At 71.6% G+C, this 22,316-nt stretch carries 19 protein-coding genes; 6 read left to right on the forward strand and 13 right to left on the reverse strand.

Going from position 1 to position 22,316, the window contains the following annotated elements; translation table 11 throughout:
- Window positions 1-38 precede the first annotated feature (38 nt).
- Both ACTWJ8_RS37775 and ACTWJ8_RS37780 read left to right on the forward strand, forming a co-directional pair.
- Complete coding sequence (locus ACTWJ8_RS37775; protein ID WP_443261975.1) at window positions 39-1,355, forward strand: MFS transporter; 1,317 nt, start codon at window positions 39-41, stop codon at window positions 1,353-1,355.
- Between the two features lie 61 nt (window positions 1,356-1,416).
- Window positions 1,417-2,169, forward strand: coding sequence for an IclR family transcriptional regulator (locus ACTWJ8_RS37780; RefSeq protein WP_443261976.1), 753 nt, complete (start codon window positions 1,417-1,419; stop codon window positions 2,167-2,169).
- A 12-nt stretch (window positions 2,170-2,181) separates the two neighbouring features.
- Here the strand turns inward: ACTWJ8_RS37780 and ACTWJ8_RS37785 are convergent, their stop codons facing one another.
- The 10 genes from ACTWJ8_RS37785 to ACTWJ8_RS37830 form a co-directional block, all read right to left on the reverse strand.
- Window positions 2,182-2,850, reverse strand: a complete 669-nt coding sequence (locus ACTWJ8_RS37785; RefSeq protein WP_443261977.1) for an SRPBCC family protein — start codon at window positions 2,848-2,850, stop codon at window positions 2,182-2,184.
- Window positions 2,841-3,380, reverse strand: a complete 540-nt coding sequence (locus ACTWJ8_RS37790; protein WP_356372464.1) for a (2Fe-2S)-binding protein — start codon at window positions 3,378-3,380, stop codon at window positions 2,841-2,843. The genes ACTWJ8_RS37785 and ACTWJ8_RS37790 overlap by 10 nt, the downstream gene beginning before the upstream one ends.
- On the reverse strand, window positions 3,377-5,740 hold the full coding sequence (locus ACTWJ8_RS37795) for a xanthine dehydrogenase family protein molybdopterin-binding subunit (RefSeq protein ID WP_356372462.1): 2,364 nt from the start codon (window positions 5,738-5,740) through the stop codon (window positions 3,377-3,379). Before ACTWJ8_RS37795 ends, ACTWJ8_RS37790 begins: the two co-directional genes overlap by 4 nt.
- Window positions 5,737-6,585, reverse strand: coding sequence for an FAD binding domain-containing protein (locus ACTWJ8_RS37800; protein ID WP_356372460.1), 849 nt, complete (start codon window positions 6,583-6,585; stop codon window positions 5,737-5,739). The genes ACTWJ8_RS37795 and ACTWJ8_RS37800 overlap by 4 nt, the downstream gene beginning before the upstream one ends.
- Entirely contained in the window at window positions 6,548-7,978 is a 1,431-nt protein-coding gene (locus ACTWJ8_RS37805; RefSeq protein WP_356372458.1) for an MFS transporter, read from the reverse strand. The genes ACTWJ8_RS37800 and ACTWJ8_RS37805 overlap by 38 nt, the downstream gene beginning before the upstream one ends.
- An 88-nt stretch (window positions 7,979-8,066) precedes the next feature.
- Entirely contained in the window at window positions 8,067-8,816 is a 750-nt protein-coding gene (locus ACTWJ8_RS37810; RefSeq protein ID WP_356372456.1) for a maleate cis-trans isomerase family protein, read from the reverse strand.
- A gap of 69 nt (window positions 8,817-8,885) precedes the next feature.
- Window positions 8,886-10,271, reverse strand: a complete 1,386-nt coding sequence (locus tag ACTWJ8_RS37815; RefSeq protein ID WP_356372454.1) for an alpha/beta fold hydrolase — start codon at window positions 10,269-10,271, stop codon at window positions 8,886-8,888.
- A gap of 5 nt (window positions 10,272-10,276) precedes the next feature.
- Window positions 10,277-10,927, reverse strand: a complete 651-nt coding sequence (locus ACTWJ8_RS37820; RefSeq protein WP_356372452.1) for an isochorismatase family protein — start codon at window positions 10,925-10,927, stop codon at window positions 10,277-10,279.
- A gap of 19 nt (window positions 10,928-10,946) precedes the next feature.
- A complete protein-coding gene (locus ACTWJ8_RS37825) occupies window positions 10,947-12,218 on the reverse strand; it encodes an FAD-dependent monooxygenase (protein WP_356372450.1) in 1,272 nt (423 codons plus the stop codon).
- Window positions 12,219-12,259: 41 nt separating this feature from the next.
- Complete coding sequence (locus ACTWJ8_RS37830; RefSeq protein WP_443261978.1) at window positions 12,260-13,291, reverse strand: hypothetical protein; 1,032 nt, start codon at window positions 13,289-13,291, stop codon at window positions 12,260-12,262.
- A 353-nt stretch (window positions 13,292-13,644) separates the two neighbouring features.
- Here ACTWJ8_RS37830 and ACTWJ8_RS37835 point away from each other — a divergent pair, with 353 nt between their 5' ends.
- Window positions 13,645-14,859: a beta-ketoacyl-[acyl-carrier-protein] synthase family protein gene (locus tag ACTWJ8_RS37835; RefSeq protein ID WP_443261979.1), complete on the forward strand. Its 1,215-nt coding sequence runs from the start codon at window positions 13,645-13,647 to the stop codon at window positions 14,857-14,859.
- A gap of 67 nt (window positions 14,860-14,926) precedes the next feature.
- On the forward strand, window positions 14,927-15,568 hold the full coding sequence (locus ACTWJ8_RS37840) for a maleylpyruvate isomerase family mycothiol-dependent enzyme (RefSeq protein WP_443261980.1): 642 nt from the start codon (window positions 14,927-14,929) through the stop codon (window positions 15,566-15,568).
- Window positions 15,569-15,572: 4 nt separating this feature from the next.
- On the opposite strand, the gene ACTWJ8_RS37845 is transcribed toward ACTWJ8_RS37840, so the two are convergent.
- From ACTWJ8_RS37845 to ACTWJ8_RS37855, 3 genes are all read right to left on the reverse strand, one after another.
- Window positions 15,573-16,928 (reverse strand): phosphatase PAP2 family protein, encoded by a 1,356-nt coding sequence (locus tag ACTWJ8_RS37845; RefSeq protein WP_443261981.1) that lies wholly within the window; start codon window positions 16,926-16,928, stop codon window positions 15,573-15,575.
- 142 nt (window positions 16,929-17,070) lie between these two features.
- Window positions 17,071-17,760: a GntR family transcriptional regulator gene (locus tag ACTWJ8_RS37850; RefSeq protein ID WP_443261982.1), complete on the reverse strand. Its 690-nt coding sequence runs from the start codon at window positions 17,758-17,760 to the stop codon at window positions 17,071-17,073.
- A complete protein-coding gene (locus ACTWJ8_RS37855) occupies window positions 17,757-19,247 on the reverse strand; it encodes a chlorohydrolase family protein (RefSeq protein ID WP_356372441.1) in 1,491 nt (496 codons plus the stop codon). The genes ACTWJ8_RS37850 and ACTWJ8_RS37855 overlap by 4 nt, the downstream gene beginning before the upstream one ends.
- A 265-nt stretch (window positions 19,248-19,512) precedes the next feature.
- Here ACTWJ8_RS37855 and ACTWJ8_RS37860 point away from each other — a divergent pair, with 265 nt between their 5' ends.
- Window positions 19,513-20,550: an ABC transporter permease gene (locus tag ACTWJ8_RS37860; RefSeq protein ID WP_443265115.1), complete on the forward strand. Its 1,038-nt coding sequence runs from the start codon at window positions 19,513-19,515 to the stop codon at window positions 20,548-20,550.
- 27 nt (window positions 20,551-20,577) lie between these two features.
- Complete coding sequence (locus ACTWJ8_RS37865; RefSeq protein WP_443261984.1) at window positions 20,578-22,311, forward strand: ABC transporter substrate-binding protein; 1,734 nt, start codon at window positions 20,578-20,580, stop codon at window positions 22,309-22,311.
- The last annotated feature ends 5 nt before the right edge of the window (window positions 22,312-22,316 follow it).

Raw genomic sequence — 22,316 nt, forward strand, 5'->3', positions numbered from 1 at the left:
TCATGGAAAGCAATCCCGGAAAACAGGAGGTGTGACGGATGACAGCGACGTCGTCCCGCGTCGCACGCGGCAGCGGATTCTGGTCGTCGACCAGGACCAGGCACATGATCCCGATCGCGTTCGTCACCTACTCGCTGGCCTACCTGGACCGGTCGAACTACTCGCTCGGCTCGGCCGGCGGCATGGCCGACGACCTCCACATGTCCAGCGGCATGGACGCGCTGGTCGCCGCCTCCTTCTTCCTCGGATACTTCTTCTTCCAGATCCCCGGCACCATCTACGCCGAGCGCCGCAGCGCCCGCCGCCTCGTCGCGTATTCGACGATCGCCTGGGGTCTGCTCGCCGCCGTCCAGGGCCTGCTGCACAGCCCGACCCTGCTGGTCCTCGTGCGATTCCTGCTCGGCGTGGTCGAGGGCGCCGTCATGCCGTCCATGGTGATGCTGCTCGGCCGCTGGTTCACCCAGCGCGAGCGCGGTCGCGCCAACACCTTCCTGATCCTCGGCAATCCGGTGACCGTGATGTGGCTGTCCGCCGTCTCCGGACTGCTCATCGAGGCCACCAGCTGGCGCGAGATGTTCATCATCGAGGGCCTGCCCGCCGTGCTGTGGGGGCTGCTCTGCCTCAAGATGATCAAGGATCACCCGGCGGAGGCAACCTGGCTTCCGGCGGACGAACGGGCCGCGCTGGAGACGGAGTTGGCCAAGGAGCCCACCGTCCCCGTCGCCCGCACCGCCGAGTACCGCAAGGTCCTCTCCTCGCGCCCCGTCCTCATCCTCGCGGCCCAGTACTTCTGCTGGTCCATCGGCGTGTACGGATTCGTGTTCTGGCTGCCCTCGATCATCAAGGAGGCGTCCGGGCAGGGCATCGGCGCCACCGGTCTGCTCTCGGCCGTCCCCTACCTCTTCGCCTCCATCGCCATGCTCGTCAACTCCCAGCTCTCCGACCGCGGCGGCCGCCGCGACCTGGCGATCTGGCCCTGGCTCGTCGTCGCGGCCCTCACGCTGTACGGCTCGTACCTCGCGCACGCCTCCTTCGCGATGTCCTTCGTCCTCCTGGTCGTCTCCGGACTGTGCCTGTACGCGCCCTACGGTCCGTACTTCGCGCTCGTCGCCGACCAGGCGCCCAAGAACGTGTCCGGCGCCGCCGTCGCCCTCGTCAACTCCTTCGGCGCGCTCGGCTCGTTCGTCGGCACGTACCTCGTCGGCTGGATCCGCGGCAGCTCGCTCGGTGACATGGGTGCCTTCGCCGTCATGGCGATCGGCACGCTGATCTCGGCGGCGCTGATGGCGTTCGTGCGGCGCCCCGCCGCACTCGAAACGGCAGCCGCACCGGCCCACGTAGAGCACACCACATAAGCTTCACGAGCGACGATCAGACAACCCGGCGACAAAGCCGCAGGTGGGGAGGGCGTGACCAGTGGGCGACGACATGCTCGGCCGTGGACTTCGACTGCTGACCACGCTCTCCCGGCACCCCGAGGGCCTCGGCGTCAGCGCCGCCGCCCGCGCCGCCGAACTCCCGGTCAGCAGCGCCCATCGCCTGCTCACCCGGATGACGGAGGAGGGCTTCGTCGTCCACGACCCCGGCGCGCGCACCTACGCCCTCGGGCTGCGCGCCCTGGAACTCGCCCACGGCTTCCACCGCACACCCGCCGGATACAACCACCTGCTGAAGCCCATGCGGCAGCTGGCGGAGCGCACCGGACTCGTCGTCATCGCGGGCATCCTCGACGGCGACCAGGTCCTCCTCGTCCGCTCCGTCGAGGGCAGCCAGCACCTGCAACTCCGCAGCGACGAAGGCACCCGCAACCCGTGGCACGCCACATCCCTCGGCAAGGCCCTCGTCGCCGCCCGCCCCGAGTCCGACCAGGAACAACTCCTCTCCGGCCCGCTGCCCCGCACGGCCCCCAACACCCTCAGCGACCCGGCCGACCTCCGCGCCGAACTGAGCCGCGTCCGCGCCCGCGGCTGGGCGGACGCCGAGGAGGAGAACGAACGCGGCGTCCGCTCCATCGCGACCTGCGTCCCCACGACCGACCCCGACGCGGGCCCCCCACGCCTGGCCCTCTCCCTCGGCGCCACGGTCGTCCTCACCCCCCGCGAGGAACTCCACGCGATGGTGCCGCTCCTCCAGACGGCGGCGCGGGAGGCGGCGGCGTACGGGCGCTGACCGCCAGCCGGATCAATGGGTGCGGCGCAGCTCCCGCAACTGGACCGACTGCGCCCGCAGCTTCCCGAACAGCCAGCCCTGGACGATCCCGACCGCGAGCCCCGCCGCGAACGCGCCGTACTTGCCCGGACCCGCGATCAGCGACAGCCCGTCGAGCTCGGCCGAAGCAGTGGGTGCGGCGCTCGTGGCGGCCGGCCGCGGCGCCGCGACACTCGGCGCGTCGGCCCGTCCCGGCTCCTGGTCGAGCAGCAGGTTCCCGAGGTTCTGCGCGAACTGTTGCAGGATCCGGTCGGACACCGAGGCGATCGCGCCCTTGCCGAACTGGGCGAGCTTCCCGCGGATCAGCAGGTCCGTGGCGAGTTCCAGCCGCGCGCCCTCCGGCGCCTCACCGATGTCGAGGACGACCTCGGCCTCGGCGTCGCCGTTGCCGTGCGTATCGGCGCCGCTCGCGTGCACCCGCAGCCGCCGCTTCTCCGCGTCGACCTCCAGGAACCGCACCGTGCCCGCGTACGCGGCACCGATCGGACCCACCTTGACCTTGACGGCGCCGCGCCAGGCATCGCCGTCCCTGCCCTCCAGGACGGCCCCCGGCATGCAGGACGCCACCTTCTCCACGTCGCTGACGAGCGCGAACACCGCGTCCGGGGCGGCGTTCACGACGACGGTGCTGCTCAGCTGCATGCGGACTCCTCGACGGACGTACAGGTCGCGGCACACCCGGCGCGGCGCGCCGTCGCGCACGCGTCGATGGCCTCGACGATGGTCTGGTAGCCGGTGCACCGGCACAGGTTGGCGGCCACCACCTCGCGGATCTCCTCCTTGGTCGCCTCGGGACGCTCCGCGAGGAAGCCGTCCGCGAGCATCAGGAAGCCGGGCGTGCAGAAGCCGCACTGCAGGCCGTGGTGCTCGGTGAACGACCGCTGGAGGTCGTTCAGCTCGCCGGTCGCCGGGTCGGCGAGCGACTCGACGGTGCGGATCCGGGCGCCCTCGGCCTGCGCGGCGAACATCAGGCACGCCCGCGCGGGACGCTCGTCGACCAGGACCGTGCAGGCCCCGCAGATGCCGTGCTCGCACCCGACATGCGTCCCGGTCAACCGCAGGTCGTGGCGGAGCACGTCGACCAGGGTGCGGCGCGGCTCGGTGATCACCTCGTGCTCCTCGCCGTTGACGTTCAGCGTGAGCAGCAGCAGGTTGTCCGGTGTGGTGGTCATGAGGTGGGCTCCAGGTTCAGGGCGCGGTGCACCGTCTCCGGGGTGATGGGGGTCTGGTCGAGTTCGACGGACGTCGGCCGCAGCGCGTCGTTCACGGCGTTCAGGACCGCGGCCGGGGCCCCGATGGTGCCACCCTCACCCGCACCCTTCGCGCCGGTCTCGTTGAACGCGCACGGCGTCTCCAGGTGGTGGACGAGCACGTCAGGGATCTCGTGGGCGGTGGGCACCTTGTAGTCCATGAAGCTGGTCGCCGACGGCTCGCCCTGAGCGTCGTACGTCACCTGCTCGAACAGCGCGCCCGCGATGCCCTGCGCGATGCCGCCCCGGCACTGCCCCTCCACGACCTGTGGGTTGATGGCGACGCCGCAGTCCTCCACGCACACGTACCGCAGGATCTCCACCTGCCCGGTGTCCTGGTGGAGTTCGACGACGACGGCGTGGGTCGCGTTGGAGAAGGTGCCGTCGTTGAACACGTCGAAGGTGGCGGTCGCGCTCAGCCCCGGCTCGATGTCACGGGGCAGCAGATGCGCCCGCAGATACGCGACGTCGGCCAGCTCCTCGTACGAGAGGACGGCGCCGTCCGCGCGCCGGGCACCGCCGCGCGCGAGCGTCACCTCGCCCGGGTCGGTCTCCCACAGCGCCGCCGCGATCCGGCACAGCTTCGCGCCGAGCTTCGCCGCGGCGAGCCGCACCGCGCTGCCGCCGATGGTGACGGAACGGCTGGCGAACGTGCCGTACCCGTACGTGACGCGGTCGGTGTCGCCCTGATGCAGCTTCACCTTCCCGATGTCCAGGCCGAGTTCGTCGGCGGCGATCTGGGCGAGCGTCGTCTCGTGGCTCTGGCCGTGGCTCATCGTGCCGCTGGTGACGGTCACCGCTCCGCTGGTGTCCATGCGCACCTCGGAGATGTCGAACCCGGGCACGACCTGCATCTTGCGCTGGGCGAACGCCGTGGATCCGTAGCCGGTGCGTTCGCTGAAACAGGAGTAGCCGATGCCGAGGAACCTGCCCTCCGACGCGGCGGCGGCTCGCTTCTCGTACCAGCCCTCGTCCTTGACGAGCCGCTCGCACAGGTCGAGCGACTCCAGATAGGAGCCCGGGTCGTACGTGATGTTGTTGACGCCCGTGTAAGGGAACTCGGTGATGACATTGCGGCGCCGGATCTCGACCGGGTCCAGGCCGAGTTCGCGCGCCGCGCGCTCGAAGACGCGCTCCATCACCATCACGTACTGCGGGCGGCTGACCCCGCGGTACGGGGCGGTCGGCGCCTTGTTGGTGGTGATCGCCCGGCCGCGCACCCGGTAGGCGGGCAGCTTGTAGACACCGGGCATCTCCGCCGATGCCATCAGCGGCTCGATGCCCGCGGTGAACGGGTAGCAGGAGTACGCGCCCATGTCGCACACCACGTCCGCGTCGAGCGCCAGGATGTGTCCCTCCGCGTCGAACGCGGCCCGCACGTCGTAGTGCTGCTCGCGGGCGAGGAACGACGCGGACAGCGCGTCCTTGCGGTCCTCGATCCACTTCACCGGACGACGCAGCCGTAGCGCCGCGGCAGCGGCCGCGATCTCCTCGCGTCCCACGACGCACTTCTGGCCGAAGCCGCCGCCCATGTCCGGCACGACGACCCGCACCGCCCGCTCGTCCAGACGCAGACAGCGCGAGGCCACCGTGCGCACCTGGTGCGGCACCTGCGTGCAGGTGTTCAGGACGAGCTGCTCCTCCCGGTCGTCCCAGTGCGCGACGGCGCCGCGCGTCTCCAGCGGCAGCGCGTTCTGCCGGCCGGTCCTCGACTCCACCCGGACGACGTGGTCGGCGGTGTCGAATACCTTGTCGATGCCCTCCGTCGCGAACAGCGAGACATCGACGAGGGTGTTGCGCGCCGCCTCCTCGTGGACGAGCGGCGCGTCGGGCGCGAAGGCGTCCGCCTCGCAGGTCACCGGCGGCAGCGTCGTGTACCGGACCTTCGCCGCCTCCAGGCCGTCCTCGGCGGAGTACGGGTCCCGGGCCACCACGATGGCGACGGGCTCGCCGACGTAGCGCACCCGGTCGCGGGCGAGCACCGGCATCGCGGTGGGCACGAACTCTGAGCGCGGGCGCCCCAGTTCGGCCGTGATGTCGGTGAGGTCGAGGTCCTCGGCGGTGAACGCCGCGACCACGCCTGGCACCTCCCGGACCGCCGTCAGGTCCACCGAGGCCAGCTCGCCGTGCGCGACCGTGCTGCGCACGAACTGGGCGTGCAGCATCCCGGGCAGCGCGATGTCGTCGACGAACCGGCCGCGCCCCGAGAGCAGCCGGGGGTCCTCCCTGCGGGCCACCGTGCGGCCGACCAACCTCCGCGTGTCGTCTGCCGGTTCACTCATCGGCTCTTCGCCTCCTCACAGGCACGCAGGACGAGCGTGCGGACGAGCTGCTTGCGGTAGTGGGTGCCGCCCGAGGCGTCGGCGGGCGGATCGACGGCCTCCGACGCGGCGTCCGCGCAGTCCGCGAAGCCGCCGCCGGCCGCGAGGACCGCCTCCGCCTCCGGCACCCGCACCACCGACGCGGCGACCCCGCCGAGGGCCACCCGGCCGCCGCGCACCGCGCCATCGGACACATCGAGGTCCACGGCGGCCGACACCAGCGCGAAGTCGCCCTGCCGCTCGGCGAACTCGGTGAGCGCGGCATGCGGCGCCGGACGCGGGAACACCACCTCGGTCAGCAGCTCGTCGGGGTCGAGCACGCTGGTGTAGTAGCCGAGGAAGAAGTCGTCCGCCGCGATCCTGCGCTCGCCGCGCGGGGAGCGGGCCACGAACTCGGCGCGCAGCGCCAGCGCCAGCAGACACCACTCGGCGGTGGCGTCCGCGTGCGCGATGCTGCCGCCCACGGTGCCGCGCGTCCGGATCGGCAGATGCCCGATCCAGCGCATGGTGTCGCGCAGCACCGCGAACTCCCGGCCGAGGACACCCCCGGGGTCCGTCTCCACCGTGTGATGGGTGGTGAGAGCCCCGATGCGCAGGGCGCCCGACGGATCCCTGCGCAGCCCGTCGAGTTCGCGCAGTCCCGCGATGTCGACGAGGTGACCGGGCCGGGCGAGCCGGAAGTTCATCATGGCGACCAGGCTCTGACCGCCGGCGACGACCTTGGCGTCGTCGCCGAGCTCCGCGAGGAGCCGGGTGGCGCCGTCGACGTCACGAGCCCTGTGGTAGCCGAAGGGGGCTGGTTTCATGATTCTCCTGGTCTTCCTGCCGCGGCGTGGACGCGCTGCCGCCGCCGTGGTCCGGATCGTCGAGTTCCCTGCCCTTGGTCTCGGGCGCCGCCACCGCCATCCAGCCGACCGCGACGAGGACCGCCGCGCCGAGCACCGCGAAGGTCAGCGGAAGGCCGAGCAGGGGCCACAGCACGGACCCGAAGAACAGCGGGGCGAAACCGGTGAGCGCCCGGCTCACCGATGAGGCCCAGCCGAAGCCGCTGGCCCGCAGTTCGGTCGGGTAGAGCTCGGAGACGTACGCGTACAGGGCCGGGATGGCGAGTTGGGCGAGGAAGCCGAACACACCGATGGTGACGACCGCCCCGGTCGGCATGTCCCGCACGAGCGCGAACACCACGAGGGCGAGCGAGGCGACGGGAGCCGAGACACCGATGAGCCACTTGCGGCCGACGAGGTCGACGAGCGCCGTCGACGCGAGCACACCGACGATGCCGACACCGCTCATCAGCGTGGTGCTCATGAACGCGGCCGTGTCGCCCTGGCCCTCCTCCTTGAGGATCGACGGCATCCAGCTCAACGCCGCGTAGTACACGAGCATGATGGTGGCGAACAGCAGCCAGGCCGCGGAGGTGATGCGCGGGCTGAACGCCCAGATGCGGCGCAGCTGCTGGGCGGCGGCCGCCACGCCGCGCGGCCCCTCGTCCGGCACGGGCGCGGGAATCACGTACGGCTCGACCGGCGCGCCCGTCCGGGCCACCAGTTCGTCGATGACGGCCCGTGCCTCGGCCTCGCGCCCCTTCTTCGTCAGATAGATGGGCGACTCGGGGATGCCGCGGCGCGCCCAGAACAGCAGCAGCGCCGGCAGCACCATCGTGGCCAGCATCCACCGCCAGTTGCCGTCGAGGGACAGCAGACCCGTGGACACCAGACCGCACAGGGTCACCCCGACCGGCCACCAGGCGTCGAGCGCCGTGAGGATCCGGCCCCGGTACTTGCGCGGCGAGAACTCGCCCACCAGCGCGTAGTCCACGGGGATGCAGCCACCGAGCCCGACGCCCGCGAGGAAGCGCAGGACGAGGAAGACCGGGTACGTGGGCGAGAGCGCGCCCAGGACCGAGAACAGGGCGAAGATCAGCAGGGTGACACTGAACGCCTTCTTGCGGCCGATCCGGTCGGCGACCGCGCCCCAGGCGATGGCACCGACGGCCATGCCCACCAGATTGGCGGTGGCGACGAGCCCTCGGGCACCGAGGGACAGGTCGAAGTGCTGGCCCAGGAGCGGCATGAGGAAGCCGTTCAGGGCGATGTCGTACGCGTCGAAGAGGTAGCCGAGACCTCCGATGATGAAGATCTTTCCCTGGACGTGCCATCTCCAGGGCAGATCCTGAACGATCTGATCGCCTGTTCTCACGTGCGCTCCACAGGGTCGTGTCGAGGGACGAACTGCGACGGGAGGTGCCTGAGTTGCCGATGAGACGGGATGTGCGGGGTGGTGCGGGCTACGTGGGGGAGAGCAGGCTGCCCGCGTCCGGTGCCACCGGCGGTAGGCCGAGCTCGGACAGGATGCGGAACGCGGTGGCGGTGGCAGCGGAGAGCACGGGGAGCCCGAGCTCGTCCTCGACCGGCTGGATCGCCGGCAGCGACGGCATCTGCACGCAGGCGGACAGCACGAGCGCCTCCGCGTCACCGAGCTTCAGGCGCTTGTAGTGCGCGCGCAGGTCCTGCGGGTCGAGCCGGGCGACCGCCAGGTTGTCCGGCACCTCGAGGCTCAGCGCGTCCACCACCTCGACGCCCGCGTCCTCGATGTAGTCGGCGACCTTGCGGGTCAGCGGCTTCATGTACGGCGTGACGATGGCGACCTTCTTCGCGTCGAGGGCCGCGATGCCGTCGAGCAGCGCGCCGGCGCTGGACACCACGGGCACCAGCGCGTCCTGGGCCCGCAGCACGTCCTTGATCTCGTCCTCGGCCGTGCAGTGGTGGCCCGGCCCCTGCGCCATGATGGCGACGAGGCAGGCCGTCGCGACGACGTCGGGCCGCGCGTCGGCCAGTTCGAGGACCGCGCGTTCCGTCTGCGCGTTCATCGCCCGCAGCTCCTCGGGGGTGACGTGCTTCATGCGCATCCGGCTGCTGTGGAAGACGAAGCGGTCCTCGGGCGCGACGGCTTCACGGGCCCGCAGCAGTCGGGGGAGTTCGGTCTCCATCGTCAGGTTCGAGCTGGGGACGATCATCCCTATGTGGTGGTCCGGCATGGTTCGCTCCAAGGTGTGAGGCATGCCTGATGAGGGCGAGCGCCCTGATGTCGTGGGGGAGCGGGGCGGTCAGTCCTCCTGACCGAGCCGCTCCCAGTGGTCGGCGAGCACCGCCAGATGACGCAGTACGTCGGCCCGCTGCTCCGCGGGGATCGGCCGCAGCAGCTCCTCGTCGAGCTTGCGTGCCCTCAGATTCGCGTCGTGCACGGTGGCGCGGCCCTCGTCGGTGAGGTTGAGGAGCTTGCGGCGCGCGTCGGCGGGGGAGGGCGTGCGGGACAGCAGGCCCCGGTTCTCCAGGCGGCGGGCGACATCGGCCATCGTCGAGGTGTCCAGCGCGGCCAGGGCCGCGATGGACCGCTGGTCGCAGCCCGGGTTCTCGCCGGTGATCTGGAGGACGGCGAACTGCGGTCCGGTCAGCGTGGCGTCGACGTCGTGCAGCCAGGCGGCGAGATAGGCCTGGTGCAGCCGGCGGGCCAGGAAGCCCGGTGCGTGGCTGAGTTCGTCGGGCGTGGCGACGCCGTCGGACCGGTCGGGGGTGGAGGGCGAGGTCATGGCACCGCTGTCGTGGAGGTCGTCGGAACGGGGCGTGGCGTCCCCGGCCTCCGGTTCCAGGGTCTGCCGCAGCGCACTGCGCAGCAGCTCCAGGGCCGGTGCCGGGTTGTCCCAGAAGACCATATGTCCCGCGTCAGGGATGCAGACCATCCGCGCCGCCGGATGCGCGGCGGCGGCCTCGGCCGCGCCCTCGGCGGTGACCACCGGACTGTCGGCGCCGTAGAAGAGCGTCGTGGGGACCGGAACGCGGGGCCACCAGTCGAAGAAGTCCTCGGTCTCGAAGCCACGGTGGGCGCCCTCGATCGCCGCCAGACCGCAACTGGCGAGCCAGCGGGCCCGCAGCTCCAGCTCCCGGCGCGGCCAGGTCGGCCAGAACCCCGCAACCTCGTCGGCGTTCGTGCCACGGCGCGCCTGCATCAGCTGGCGGGTGAACGCGGCGAGCGTCGTCGGGTACGGGCCCCGGTCCGGGCCGCTCATCGGCGGATCCACCAGGAGCGTGCCACCGAGCGGAACCCGGCCGCGCACCGCTGTGGCGGCGGCGATCCTGGCCCCCATCGAATGGCCGAGGAGCACCGGGTCGGCGAGCTCCAACTGCTCGACCACGGCCTCCGTGTCACCGGCCAGCGCCTCCAGGGAGTGGTCCGCCGCGTCGTCGCTGAGCCCGCGCCCACGGATGTCGAGAACCAACGGCCTTACGAGATCCGTCAGTTCACGGGCGACGAAGTCCATGGTGACCGCCGGGCTGGTGATGCCCGGCAGGATCAGCAGGGGGACGCCGTCACCGCCGTAGTCCAGGACGTGCAGGCGCACGTCACCACTGCGGACCCAGCGTCCCGTGGCCGGGATGTCCGCGAGATCGGCGAGGCCGGGCTGCGTCACGAAGCGCTCGGAAGACGCGTCCATGGGTCTCAGGCTCCCTTCGTCGTCAGGTACTTCACCATGTCCTCGTGGTCCACGACATCCCCGTACTTGGCCTGGATGTCGAAGAGCGCCGCCTCGTGCGGTCCGGCCGCCCGGTCGCCGCACGCCTCGGCGGGCACCAGCACCGGCCAGCCGTGCTGCACCGCGTCGACCACCGTGGCCCGCACACAGCCGCTGGTGGTGGCGCCGCAGACGACCGCCGTGTCCCGGCCGAGGCCGGTGAGCAGGGACGCGAGCGGTGTGCCGAAGAACGCGGACGCGCCCTTCTTCACGATGAACTGGTCCCCGTCCTCGTACGGCAGCCGCGGGTCGAGGGCGACGGCGTCGCCGCCCTCGCGCAGGGACCGCATGCCGGGCGCCTTGGCGAGCCACGTGATCGCGTCGCCCTCGGCCTCCGCGGCCGTGTACGCGATGACGGTCCACACCACGGGCACGCCGCCGGCGCGGGCCGCGCGCACCAGCTCCGCCGTGGCCTCGACGGGGGCGGTGAGATCGCTGCCGGTGGCGAAGCCCGGCTCCGTGAAGCCGCGGGTCAGGTCGACCACGATCAGGGCGGGACGGTGGCCGCGGGCGACGGGGGCGCCGAATCCGGCGCGCTCGTAGACGCGGTCGGTGGCGGGATCGTACGGGGTGGGCACGGGTCCTCCGGGGCTCGGCTCAGTGGTGGTGGCGGTAGGCGAACGACTCGTCGTCGGAGGTGTCCAGCGGGGTGCCGCGCCACAGCCACTCGTACGACACGTCGGACTCGCCGTCGTAGCGCTCGCCGAGCTTGGCGTCGCGGGCCCGCTGGTCGGGGCCGTCGGGGTAGCGGTAGAAGACCTGGTTGCGCAGCGACGCCTGCTGAACCATCCCGGCGTGCCGGGAGCGGCGGTTGACGTAGCGCTGCAACGCGCCGGCGATGCCCTCACGGGGCACCGCGCCCAACTCCTCGGCCAGCACCGCCCCGTCCTCCATGGCCTGCGAGGCACCCTGCGCCTGATAGGGGAGCATCGCGTGACAGGCGTCGCCGAGGAGGGCGACCCGACCGTCGACCCAGTTCGGGTCGCGGCGGCGGTGGTACAGCGGGAAGCAGGTGATGTCCCCCTTGGCCTTGGAGAGCATGGCCGGTGCGCGGTCGTCCCACTCGGCGTAGGCGTCGACGAGCATCTCGGTGGTGCCGGCGAAGGTCTTCTTCTCGCCGTACTCGTCCTGCCACGGCACGCAGCCCACGATGTTGAGCCATTCGCCGCCGCGGATCAGATAGTGCACCAGGTGGCGGCCGGGGCCGTACCAGATGGTGCTCTGGTAGCGGTCGAAGAGGAAGCGGGTCGCCGGGTCGGCGTGCAGCAGCTCGCCCGGGATGAGCGTGCGGAAGGCCATGTCACCGGAGAAGACCAGGGTGTCGTCGGCGCCGATGAGGTCGCGTACGCGGGAGTGGATGCCGTCGGCGCCGACCAGCACGTCGGCCTCGTACCGGGACCCGTCGTCGGTGACCGCCACCGGACGGTCCGGGCACGTACGGTCCAGCTCGACGACGCGGGCGCCGGTGACGATCCCGACGACGGGGCCAGGGCCCAGCGGGTCGGTGCACGCGTCGAGGATGGTGCGGTGCAGATCGGCGCGGTGGTAGTGCCAGTAAGGGGCGTTGAACTCCTCCTGGACGCGGCGGCCGAGCGGGGTGAGGCCGATGATGCTGCCGTCCTGCCAGCGGCGGCGCACCTGGTCCTGCGGCTCGGTGCGGATGGCCTCCAGCTGTCTGCGCAGGCCGAGTCGCATCAGGACCCGGCTGGCGTTGGGCGCGGTCTGGATGCCGGCGCCCACCTCGCCGAGCTCGGCGGCCTGTTCGAGGACGGTGACGCGCAGTCCCTTGTGGCGCAGGGCCAGGGCGGCGGTGAGGCCGCCGAGACCGCCGCCGACGACGGTGACTTCGTAGGACTGGCTGAGGGGCAAGACTCCTCCAGGGGTGCGGCGTTGGGGTCGTGGACCGGGGCTCAGCCTTCGACGAGCCGGCCGTCGGTGACGACGTCCGTGCCGTCGAGGCTGACCGTGCAGCCGCGCATCGCGATGTCGAGGTGGGCGTAGGAGTCGCGCTGAAGGTGCGGGTGCGGGCCCGTGGACCACAGGAAGTTGCCCGCGAAGGCGCGGGCGTCCATGCCCATCAGCTCGTCCTTGCCGTACATGGCGGTGGCGAACCAGTCGGCGGACTTCATCAGACCCCAGCCCATGTGGGAGAGGCTGCGGGCCCACTTGTCGTGCGAGTCCTCGAAGAACGTGTTCAGGAGCTTGGCCTCGGCCCCGCCGGTCACCTCATGGATGTGTCCGCCCGAGACGTGCAGGGTCACGGGGCGCTGCACGTACTCCTTGAACGGCAGCAGGATGTCACCCTCGGCGAGCACGATCCGCCCGTCGGAGATCTCCGGCCAGCACAGCACCATGGTGCTCGGCCAGTGGTCCCAGCGGCCCGGGTCGTCGGCGAAGCCGGTCTGGAACTCCGGGTGCGAGTCGGCGAGTTGGACGGTCAGATCGGTGCCGGCCTCGGAGGTCACGCGCATCACGGACGCGGCGCTGACGCGGTCCACGCCGTCCTGGACGCGGGCCTTGTCCCGCTCGTCCGGCAGGTTCCGGATGAGTACCTCGGGGGCGTCGCAGACGAAGATGATGCGCGTCCCCGTCTTGAGGATGTCCTGTTGCAGCGGCGCGTGGATGAAGCCCTCGCGGGTCAGGTCCACGACCAGGTCGGCCGACTTCAACAGGTCCTGCGCGGCGGTGTCGTTGAGGACCGACACGAGGCCGGGGCCCGCTCCCGTGTGGGTGCTGGGCAGCGGGGCCGGGCTGCCGCCGGGCACGGTGGCGGACACGACGTGGGCGCCGAGGTTCTTGGCGGCGCCGAACGCCGCCGCGACGTAGTCGCCCCGGCTGCCCGGCTCGGAGAGCACGACGACGTGCTCCCCTTCGCGGACCTTGCACAGCTGCAGTTCACGGGTGAAGGCGTCGAGGACGTCGACGGACGAGAAGTCGAACATCGGGTGTTCCTCCGGGATGCGGACGTACAGGGCACGTGCGGGTGGTGCGGAGGGTGCGAAGACATGCGGGATCGCGGCGCCGGGCGCCGTACGAGGGCGCCTCCGGGGGTTCTGGCGAACCCGCCTGCCGAGATAATCCGAGCACGTACGATCCCGGAAAGCAAGGGGTCGGGTTCCGCCGGGCCGGATCGGAGGGGAGTGGGCGGCCGGGGCGAGACACTTGTCAGAAGCCGACAATGTCTCGCCGGTGAATCGGTGGGCTCCCCTCCTGAAAGGGGGCCTGATCGTTGGCAGGATCGAAAGGAGAGGTCGAAGACCGCTATGTAGCATCTGAACAAGGCGAGGAGGCTCGGATGGCTCGGAACGGGCACGTACGGGTGACGGGTATCGGTGCCATGACACCGCTGGGCGGCGACGCGCCGTCGACCTGGGCGGGGCTGCTGGACGGCACGTCGGGGGTGCGGGCGCTGGAGGAGGAGTGGGCCGCGGAGCTGCCGGTGCATGTCGCCGCCCCGCTCACCGTCGACCCGGCGTCGCTGCTGCCGCGGCCCGAGGCCAGGAAGCTCGACCGGAGCGAGCAGATGGCGCTGCTGGCCGCCCGTGAGGCATGGCAGGACGCCGGAGCGCCGCGGGCTGAGCCGGAGCGCATCGCCGTCGTCATCGGAACCGGCACCGGGGGCGTGCTCACCACCCTGGGCCAGGACGACACCTTCGAGCGGTCCGGCATCCGCCGCCTGTCACCGTTCACGGTGCCGATGCTGATGCCGAACGGCCCCGCCGCCTGGGTCAGCATGGACCTCAACGCCAAGGGCGGCGCACGGACCCCGGTGAGCGCCTGCGCGTCCGGCGCCGAGGCGCTCGCCCTGGGACAGGACCTGATCCGCAGCGGTCGGGTCGACGTGGTGGTGGCAGGCGGCGTCGAGGCGTGTCTGCATCCGTTCACGCTCGCCGCGTTCGCGCAGATGAAGGCGTTGTCGACGCGGTCCGACGACCCGGAAGGCGTGTCCCGGCCCTTCGACGTGGACCGGTCCGGGTTCGTCATGGGCGAGGGCGTCGGCATGATGGTGCTCGAACGCCCCGATTTCGCCGAGGCACGCGGCGCGCGCGGGCACGGCACGCTCGCCGGCAGCGCCGTCAGTTCGAGCGCCGACCACATCACGGCCTCCGACGCGAACGGGCAGGCCTTCGCCATGGAACTGGCCCTGCGCGACGCCGACGTGACGCCCGCGGACATCGGCGTCGTGCACGCCCACGCCACCTCGACCGAGTCCGGTGACGTGGCGGAGGCCGAGGCCGTCCGCCGGGTGATCGGCGGGCACGCGGCGGTCACCGCCACCAAGTCGATGACCGGTCACATGCTCGGTGCCTCCGGGACGGTCGGCGCCATGGCCGCGCTGCTCGCCCTGCGCGACGGCGCCGTGCCTCCCACGCGCAACGTCGACACCCTCGACCCGCGCGTGGACCTCGACGTGGTCCGCGACAAGCCCCGCTCCGGCCAGTGGCAGGCCGCCCTCGCCAACTCCTTCGGTTTCGGCGGCCACAACGTGAGCCTGGTGTTCACGAGCTGAGCGATGATTTCCGGGGCGTGGGGGAGTCTGCCCCGTGCAGCCGTCCCCACCGACAGGAGTGCCGCGCATGGCCGTCCGCACCGATTCGCTCTGGTCCCTGGTCCACGCGGAGCGTGCCGCGCTCGCGGCCGAACTCGACGGGCTGCCCGAGGCCCGCTGGGAGACGCCGTCGCTGTGCGCGGGGCTTTCCGTGCGGGAGGTGCTGGCGCATCTGACCGCAGGGGCGAGCCTCGACGCGGTGCGGTGGCTCGCGGGTGTCGTGCGGTGCCGGTTCGACTTCGACAAGCAAGTGGCGATGCGGCTGGCCGAGCAGATGGGTGCGGACGGGGCGGAGACGCTCGAGCGGTTCCGGCGTGTCGTGTACAGCACCACCAAGCCGCCGCTGCCTGTCGTCGCCATGCTCGGTGAGGCCGTCGTGCACGGCGAGGACATGCGAAGGGTGCTGGGGATCGAGCGGACCTACCCCGTCGAGGTCGTGACGCGGGTCGCCGAGTACTACGCGGGCACCGATCAGGTCGTCGTCGCGAAGGGGCGGATCGGCGGACTGCGGCTCGTCGCCGACGACGGTCCCTTCGCGACCGGGGCGGGGGCGCTCGTCACCGGAAGCACCGTGGCCCTCGTGATGGCCATGACCGGCCGCGCGGGGCACTGCGACGACCTCGAGGGCGACGGCGTCAAGGTGCTGCGCGACCGGTGCGGACCGGCGTGACCCGCTAGGCGAGTTCGGGCTGCGGGTCCGCCGTCCCCGGCTTCGGCTGCGGCGGCGCGGGAGGCGTGGCCTGCGGGCCCCACTGCCGTGCCGTGCGTACGTAGGTGAGGACCACGGACCCCGTGACCAGGAGGAGCAGCGGGCCGAAGGCCCACGGGTGCGCGGCCATCTGGCTCGGCAGGCAGCGGTAGGCCACGAGCAGCACGGTCAGGACCACCGCGCCGTGCCCGACCATCAGCGAAGCCGAGCGGTCCCAGCCGCGCGCGAACGCCCGCATCGCCGTCTCGATGGACAGCGCGAACACCGTGCCCGCGAGCAGGTCGACCCCGTAGTGGTAGCCGAAGCCCAGCGTCGCGGTGAGCGTGCCGACGAGCCAGAAGGTCCCCGCCCAGCGCATCGCCCGGCTGCCCTCACGGGTGTGGATGAACAGCGTGATGGCCCACGCCGTGTGCAGGCTCGGCATGCAGTTGCGCGGCGTGATCTCGTCGAACGGGATCGGATGCGGCACGCCGATCGTGGGCAGCGTGTTCGGCCAGATGTCCGCGACCGCCCAGTGCCCGCCCTCGGCACCGAACGCGTACACCGGACCCACCACCGGGAAGATCATGTAGATGGCCGGGCCGAGCAGACCGATCGCCAGGAAGGTGCGCACCAGGTGGTGTGCGGGGAAGCGGCGCTCCGCCGCCACATGCCGCAGCTGGTAGAGGCCCACGAGGGCGGCGGCCATGGGCAGTTGCCCGTAGACGACGGTGAGCAGTCCGCTGCTGACCGGTGAGGTCATCTCGACGAGTCGGCCGACGAGCCACGACGGATTGGCGAGCGCGTGGTCGGCGGCGGCGACGTACTGGTCGAGGACGGTCGGGCGGGTCTTCGACGTGATGAGCAGCCACGTGTCGCCCGTCTTGTGGCCGAAGACCAGCAGCAGGCCGAGTCCCGAGCCCTTCAGGAGGAGCGATCTCTCACGGCCGGTGCGCCGTACGAGGCCGAGGAGCGCGACGCCGATGATCACCCACAGCGCGCCGTTGCCGAAGTTCATGTCGGCGCCGACGACGAGCCGCACCAGCCAGAACACGACGTCGATGCCGACCGCCGCACACGCCGCGAACAGCCGCTGCCGCCACGTGAGCACCACCATCGTGAGCGCCAGACCGCCGTACAGCAGCGGCCCCGAATGCGGCGCGAAGATCACCTCCTGGGCCTCTACGGTGATCGGCCCGGGCTGTCCGTAGCGGCGCGCCACGACCTCCAGGGCGATGTGGAAGCCGAGGGTCGCGAGACCCGCCGCGAGCCACAGAAGGGTGCGCGGCCTTCGCCAGGCGGGCGTCCGCGGCTCGGCGTCGGCGCCGCGCTGCTGGGGCACGGGTATGGGAGGTGGTGTGGTCTTCAATTGTCCGACTTGGTGGCTCGGTTCGGGCGGCGGGCAACCGCGACGATCCGGGTGATCGTCGCAGTTCGAACATGCTAACGGTGGGTGGGCCCGCCAGGTAGAGGCGCGTGCCCCGCTACTGCGCCGGCAGCACCCGCGCCAGGTCCCTCAGCACCGGCTCGCGCCGGATGTCGATGTGCGCGTACGTGAGCGCCTCGGCGAGCCGGGGCCGTCCTTCGCCGATGGCCCGGCAGATCCGGTCGTGCTCGGCGCGGTGCAGCTCCGCCCCGTGCTCGGTCGCGGTGATCCCGAACAGCCAGTGCATCAGGCCGAGCGAGCGCTGGAACGAGGACTGGAGCAGCCGGTTGCCCGTCATCGTGATCAGCTCGGCGTGGAAGGCGGTGTTGGCCGCCGCGATGCCCGCCGGGTCCGCGCTCCGGGTCGCCGCCTCGGCCTCGGCCATCACCGCGCGCAGCGACGCGTGGCTGCCACCGGACGCGACGAGCTCCGCCGCCCGGCGGGCCGCGAACACCTCGAGGCTCAGCCGCAGATCGAACAGCTCCTCCACGTCCCGCAGAGTCAGCCGGCGCACCCGCGCGCCCCGGCGCGGCTCCAGCTCCACGAGCCCCTCGGCCGCGAGCCGCATCAGCGCCTCGCGGACCGGGACCCGCGACACACCGAGCGCCTCCGCCACCTCACGCTCACGCAGCCGCGAGTCCGGCGGGTACGCCCCGGAGTGGATGCCGGCCCGGATCTGCTCCTCGGTGCGCTCGACCTGCGAGGCTGCGCCCGCCGCGGGCCCGCCGGCCTCCGCCGTCAGTGTCACGCGGCGGGCTCGCCCTCGGGAGAGCGGAACGCGGGGAACGTCGGCGGGAAGAGGACGTCCGGGGCGCGCCGTTCGGTGTCCCGCTCGCTGTAGGCCGCGCGCATCTTCTCGAACAGCGCCTGGGCGTCGCGCGCGAGCCGCGGCAGATCCATGCCGGGCAGGGCGCCGTCGACGAGGACCGGTCGGCCCGCCACGACGGAGTGGGTGGCCTGCCGCGCCGTCCCGTTGAGCAGGAACGTGCGGACCGGGTCGTCCATGACCCCGTCGCGGATGTCGTCGAGCGAGAACGCGACGAGGTCCGCCTGCGCGCCGACCGCGATCCGGCCCAGGTCCGCCCGGCCGAGCGCGCGGGCCCCGCCGAGCGTGGCCGCCTCCACGTACTGCTCGGCGGGCGCGGCGTCCGAGCGGCCCTCGGCGATCTTCGCGAGGTGCACGCCGACGTCCATGCCGCGGATCAGGTCGGGCGGGAACGAGTCGGTGCCGAGGCACAGATTGACCCCGGCCTCGCGGTACGCGCGGAACGAGTGCAGCATCTCGCCGTAGCGCAGGGACGTCTGCGGGCAGTGGATCACCGAGATGCCGCGGTCCGCGAGCAGCGCCAGATCGCCGCGGTCCTCGCCGTGCACGGCCGGATGCCGGTCGAGCAGCACGGTGTGCGGGATCAGCAGGTTGGGCGCCAACAGGCCGTGCTTGTCGAGGAGTTCGATCGGCGTCAGGCCGCCGTGCCGCCGCCGCACGATCTCGCGTTCGGCGAGGCCCTGGAGGGCGTGCAGCCGGATCAGGGTGTCGCGCTCGCGGCCGATGCGGGCGGTCTCGGCGAGCAGTTCGTCGGTGAGCGTCTCGATGCGGCAGGGGAGGAGGACGCCGGTCAGGAGCGGGTCGCCGAGGCCCTCGACGTGGTCGAGGAAGCGGACCGCGTCGCGCAGGCCCGCGCGGCCCTCCTCCTCGTCGAAGGCGACGTCCCGGGTGCCGTCGGGCAGGACGACGTTCACCCCCGAGCGATAGGCGGGGCCGAGGTAGCCGCGCAGGCCGATGCGGCGCGCGGTCGCGGCCATGTCGACCAGCTCGTCGTAGGGCTCCGCCCAGCGGCTGTGCACCTCGGAGGCGATCGGCATGAACGTGGTGATCCCGTGCAGGGCGAGCTGCGCGAGGGCGTACGCCCGGATCGTGGACCGCTCCTGGGGCGTGAACACGTCGTGGCGGCGGTGGGTGAAGTAGTCGAGCGACCACTGAAGCCCCTTGCCGCGCTCGGGCCCGGCCCAGGAGTCGAGGACGAGATGGTCCACGTCCGTGAGCGCGTCCAGGTCGATGAGGCCCGGCATCACCAGGGACTCGCCCAGGTCGCGCTCTTCGTCGACCGCACCGTCGTAGCGCGGGCCGACGTAGATCACGGTGTCGTCCTGCCACACCACCTCGCCGTCCCGCAGCAGCGCGTGGCCGCCGTCCTGGTGGGCGAGGACGTGTCGGGCACGCCAGCGGGTGCGCATAGGGAGCCTCCTGGGTCGGGCTTGCGCGGACGCCGCCGATCGTACGAGGTGGTATACCGATGTGGGAAGAGGGTTCCGGTCGGACTGCCCTCGCGGGGGACGTGCAGGGGCCCGGTGCGTTGAAATGTCCGCCTGTGGGGCTTAGTTGCGCCGCTCGGTATACCAAGTTGCGGATACCTCTACCGCCGCGCGCCGGAGTTGGTATACCGTCCCGCCAACCTTCCCCCTTGCGCCGAATGGATCACGCGACGTGACGGATTCCCCAGTGCTGCCCGCTCGGCCGCCCTCCGACGCCGACGGCGACGCGCCGCCCAACGCCCGTACGGATCAACAGACTTCGGGGCCGGCCGTGGTCGCCGCCCGCTCCCTCATCGGCACCGCCTGGCTGCGCATCCGCCGCAGCCGGATCGCCCTGGCCGCGCTCGCCGTGGTGGTCCTGATGATCCTCTTCGCGGTGCTCGCCCCCGTACTCACCGCGATCGAGGGCCAGGACGCGTACACCACCAGCACCAGCCCCGACGTCCTCGACGACTACGGCACGCCGGGCCTGCCGCTGCCCTACTACCGCTACCCCTCGGGCGAGCACTGGCTCGGGCTCGAACCCGGCCTGGGCCGCGACATCTTCGCCCGCATGGCACACGGCGCCCAGGTCTCCCTGGTCATCGCGCTGCTCGCGACCGCCGTCTCCGTCGTCCTCGGCACCGTGCTCGGCGCCGCGGCCGGCTACTTCGGCGGCAAGGTCGACATGGTCATCAGCCGGATCATGGACCTCTTCCTCGCGTTCCCGCACCTGCTGCTCGTGCTGTCGCTGACCCCGATCCTCCAGTCCCGGCTCGGCGACACCGCGTTGGGCGACGGAAGCCTGCTGCCGATCGCCTCGCTCGTCATCATCCTCGGCTTCTTCGGCTGGGCGTACCTCGCCCGCGTGGTGCGCGGCCAGGTCCTCTCGATCCGCGAGCAGGAGTTCGTCGAGGCCGCCCGCGCCTACGGCGCCTCGCACCGCTCGATCGTCCTCAAGCAGATCGTCCCCAACGTGATGGGTGTCGTCCTCGTCTACGCCACGATGATGATCCCCACCAACATCACCGCCGAGGCCGCGCTCTCGTTCCTCGGCGTCGGTGTGAAGGACCCCACCCCGTCCTGGGGCCAGATGCTCAACGCCGCCCAGCAGGGCAACTGGTACCTCACCGACCCCTGGTTCCTCGCCGTGCCGGCAGGCGCCCTGGTGATCACCGTCCTCGCCTTCAACCTGCTCGGGGACGCCGTCCGCGACGCCCTCGACCCCAAGTCGTCCCGCGGCTGACCGCCCCGAGGAACAACAGGAGCAGCAGTGAATCGACGCACCACGGCGGCGCTCGCCCTGGCGATCGCCGCCGGTCTCGGCCTCACCGCCTGCGGCGGCCCCAAGCCCGCCCCCGGCTCGGGCTCCCGCGCCCCCGACGACGCCTTCGACCCGGTCAAGGTCGGCGCAGGCGACACCACCAAGGGCGGCAACGTCAACGTCCTGATGTCGACCGACTTCCAGACCCTCGACCCCGGCAACAGCAACTACGTCCAGACCGCCAACGTCGGACAGCTCTACTACCGCACCCTCACCATGGCGAAGGAGGAGGCGGGCAGACCCCCGAAGATCGTGCCCGACCTCGCCACGGACCTCGGCAAGGTCTCCAAGGACGGGCTCACCTGGACGTACACCCTCAAGAAGGGGCTGAAGTTCGAGGACGGCAGTCCCATCACCGCCAAGGACGTCAAGTACAGCGTCGAGCGCACCTATGCCCGCGACGTCTACACCCAGGCCCCGCAGGAGCTCAACGCGGCACTCTCCGACGACACCTACAAGGGCCCCTACTCCGACGGCGACTTCAAGGGCATCGAGACACCCGACGACCGCACGGTCGTCTTCAGGCTCAAGCAGCCCTTCGCCGAGTTCCCCGCCCTCGTCTCCCGCTCCAACACCGCGCCCGTGCCGCGCGCCAAGGACACCAAGCTCGACTACACCAACCACCCGGTGTCCACGGGCCCGTACAAGATCGAGTCGTATCAGCGCGGGCGGTCCATGAAGCTCGTCCGCAACAAGCACTGGGACCCGGCCACCGACCCCAACCGCAGCGCGCTTCCGGACACCTTCACCTTCAGCCTCTCCACCGCGCAGTCCACCATCAGCCAGCAGCTCCTCGCGGACTCCGACCCGACCGCCCTCACGCTCGACAGCGCGGGCGGCCTCCAGGCGTCGGACGCCGCCAAGCTGGACCGGCCGAGCGTCGCGCGGCGCACCGCCTCCGGCATGATCGGCTGCACCGACGTCCTGAACTTCAACACCGAGACCATCAAGGACCCGGTCGTCCGCAAGGCCTTCGCGCTCGCCATCGACCGCAAGGCCATCCACTTGCAGTACGGCGGCGCCCGCTTCGGCAAGCTCACCCAGTCGTACATCAACCCGCAGCAGCGCGGCTACGTCGAGCAGCACACCGACCTCGACCCGACGGGCCAGCCCAGGCTCGCCGAGGCCAAGAAGCTGCTCGAGGGACGCACGTACCCGAAGAAGCTCGTCTACGGCTACGCGGACGCCACGCCCCGCTACAAGAACATGGGCACCTCGCTCCAGGAGAACCTGCGGCAGCTCGGCGTCGAGCTCGAACTGCGCCCCATCCCCGCAGCCAACTACTTCACCACCCTCGCCGGGAAGGGCATGCCGGACCTCGCGCGCAGCGGCTGGTGCGGCGGCGCCGACAGCGGCTCCGTGCGCACCACCATCGACCCGAACCTGGGCCCGAGCGTCGACGGCAAGACCTTCGGCTTCTCCAACATCCCCCGCTACCACGACCCGGAGATCGCCCACGCCATGTACGCGCTGCGCGGTGAGAACGGCGGCAGCGAGGAGCTCGGCCGCAAGTGGTCGAAGCTCTTCGACCGCGCCATGCAGGACTATCCGATGGTTCCGCTGATCAGGAACGTCACCCGCAGCGTCGTCGGCTCCGACATCCGCGGCGCACAGGTCGGCTACTTCTTCGGCGCCATCGACCTGTCGACGGTCTCCGTCGCCTCGGCATCAGGAAAGGGGTGACCCGA

The sequence above is a fragment of the Streptomyces sp. SDT5-1 genome (assembly GCF_052245995.1).
In the GTDB taxonomy this organism is placed as follows: Bacteria; Actinomycetota; Actinomycetes; order Streptomycetales; family Streptomycetaceae; genus Streptomyces.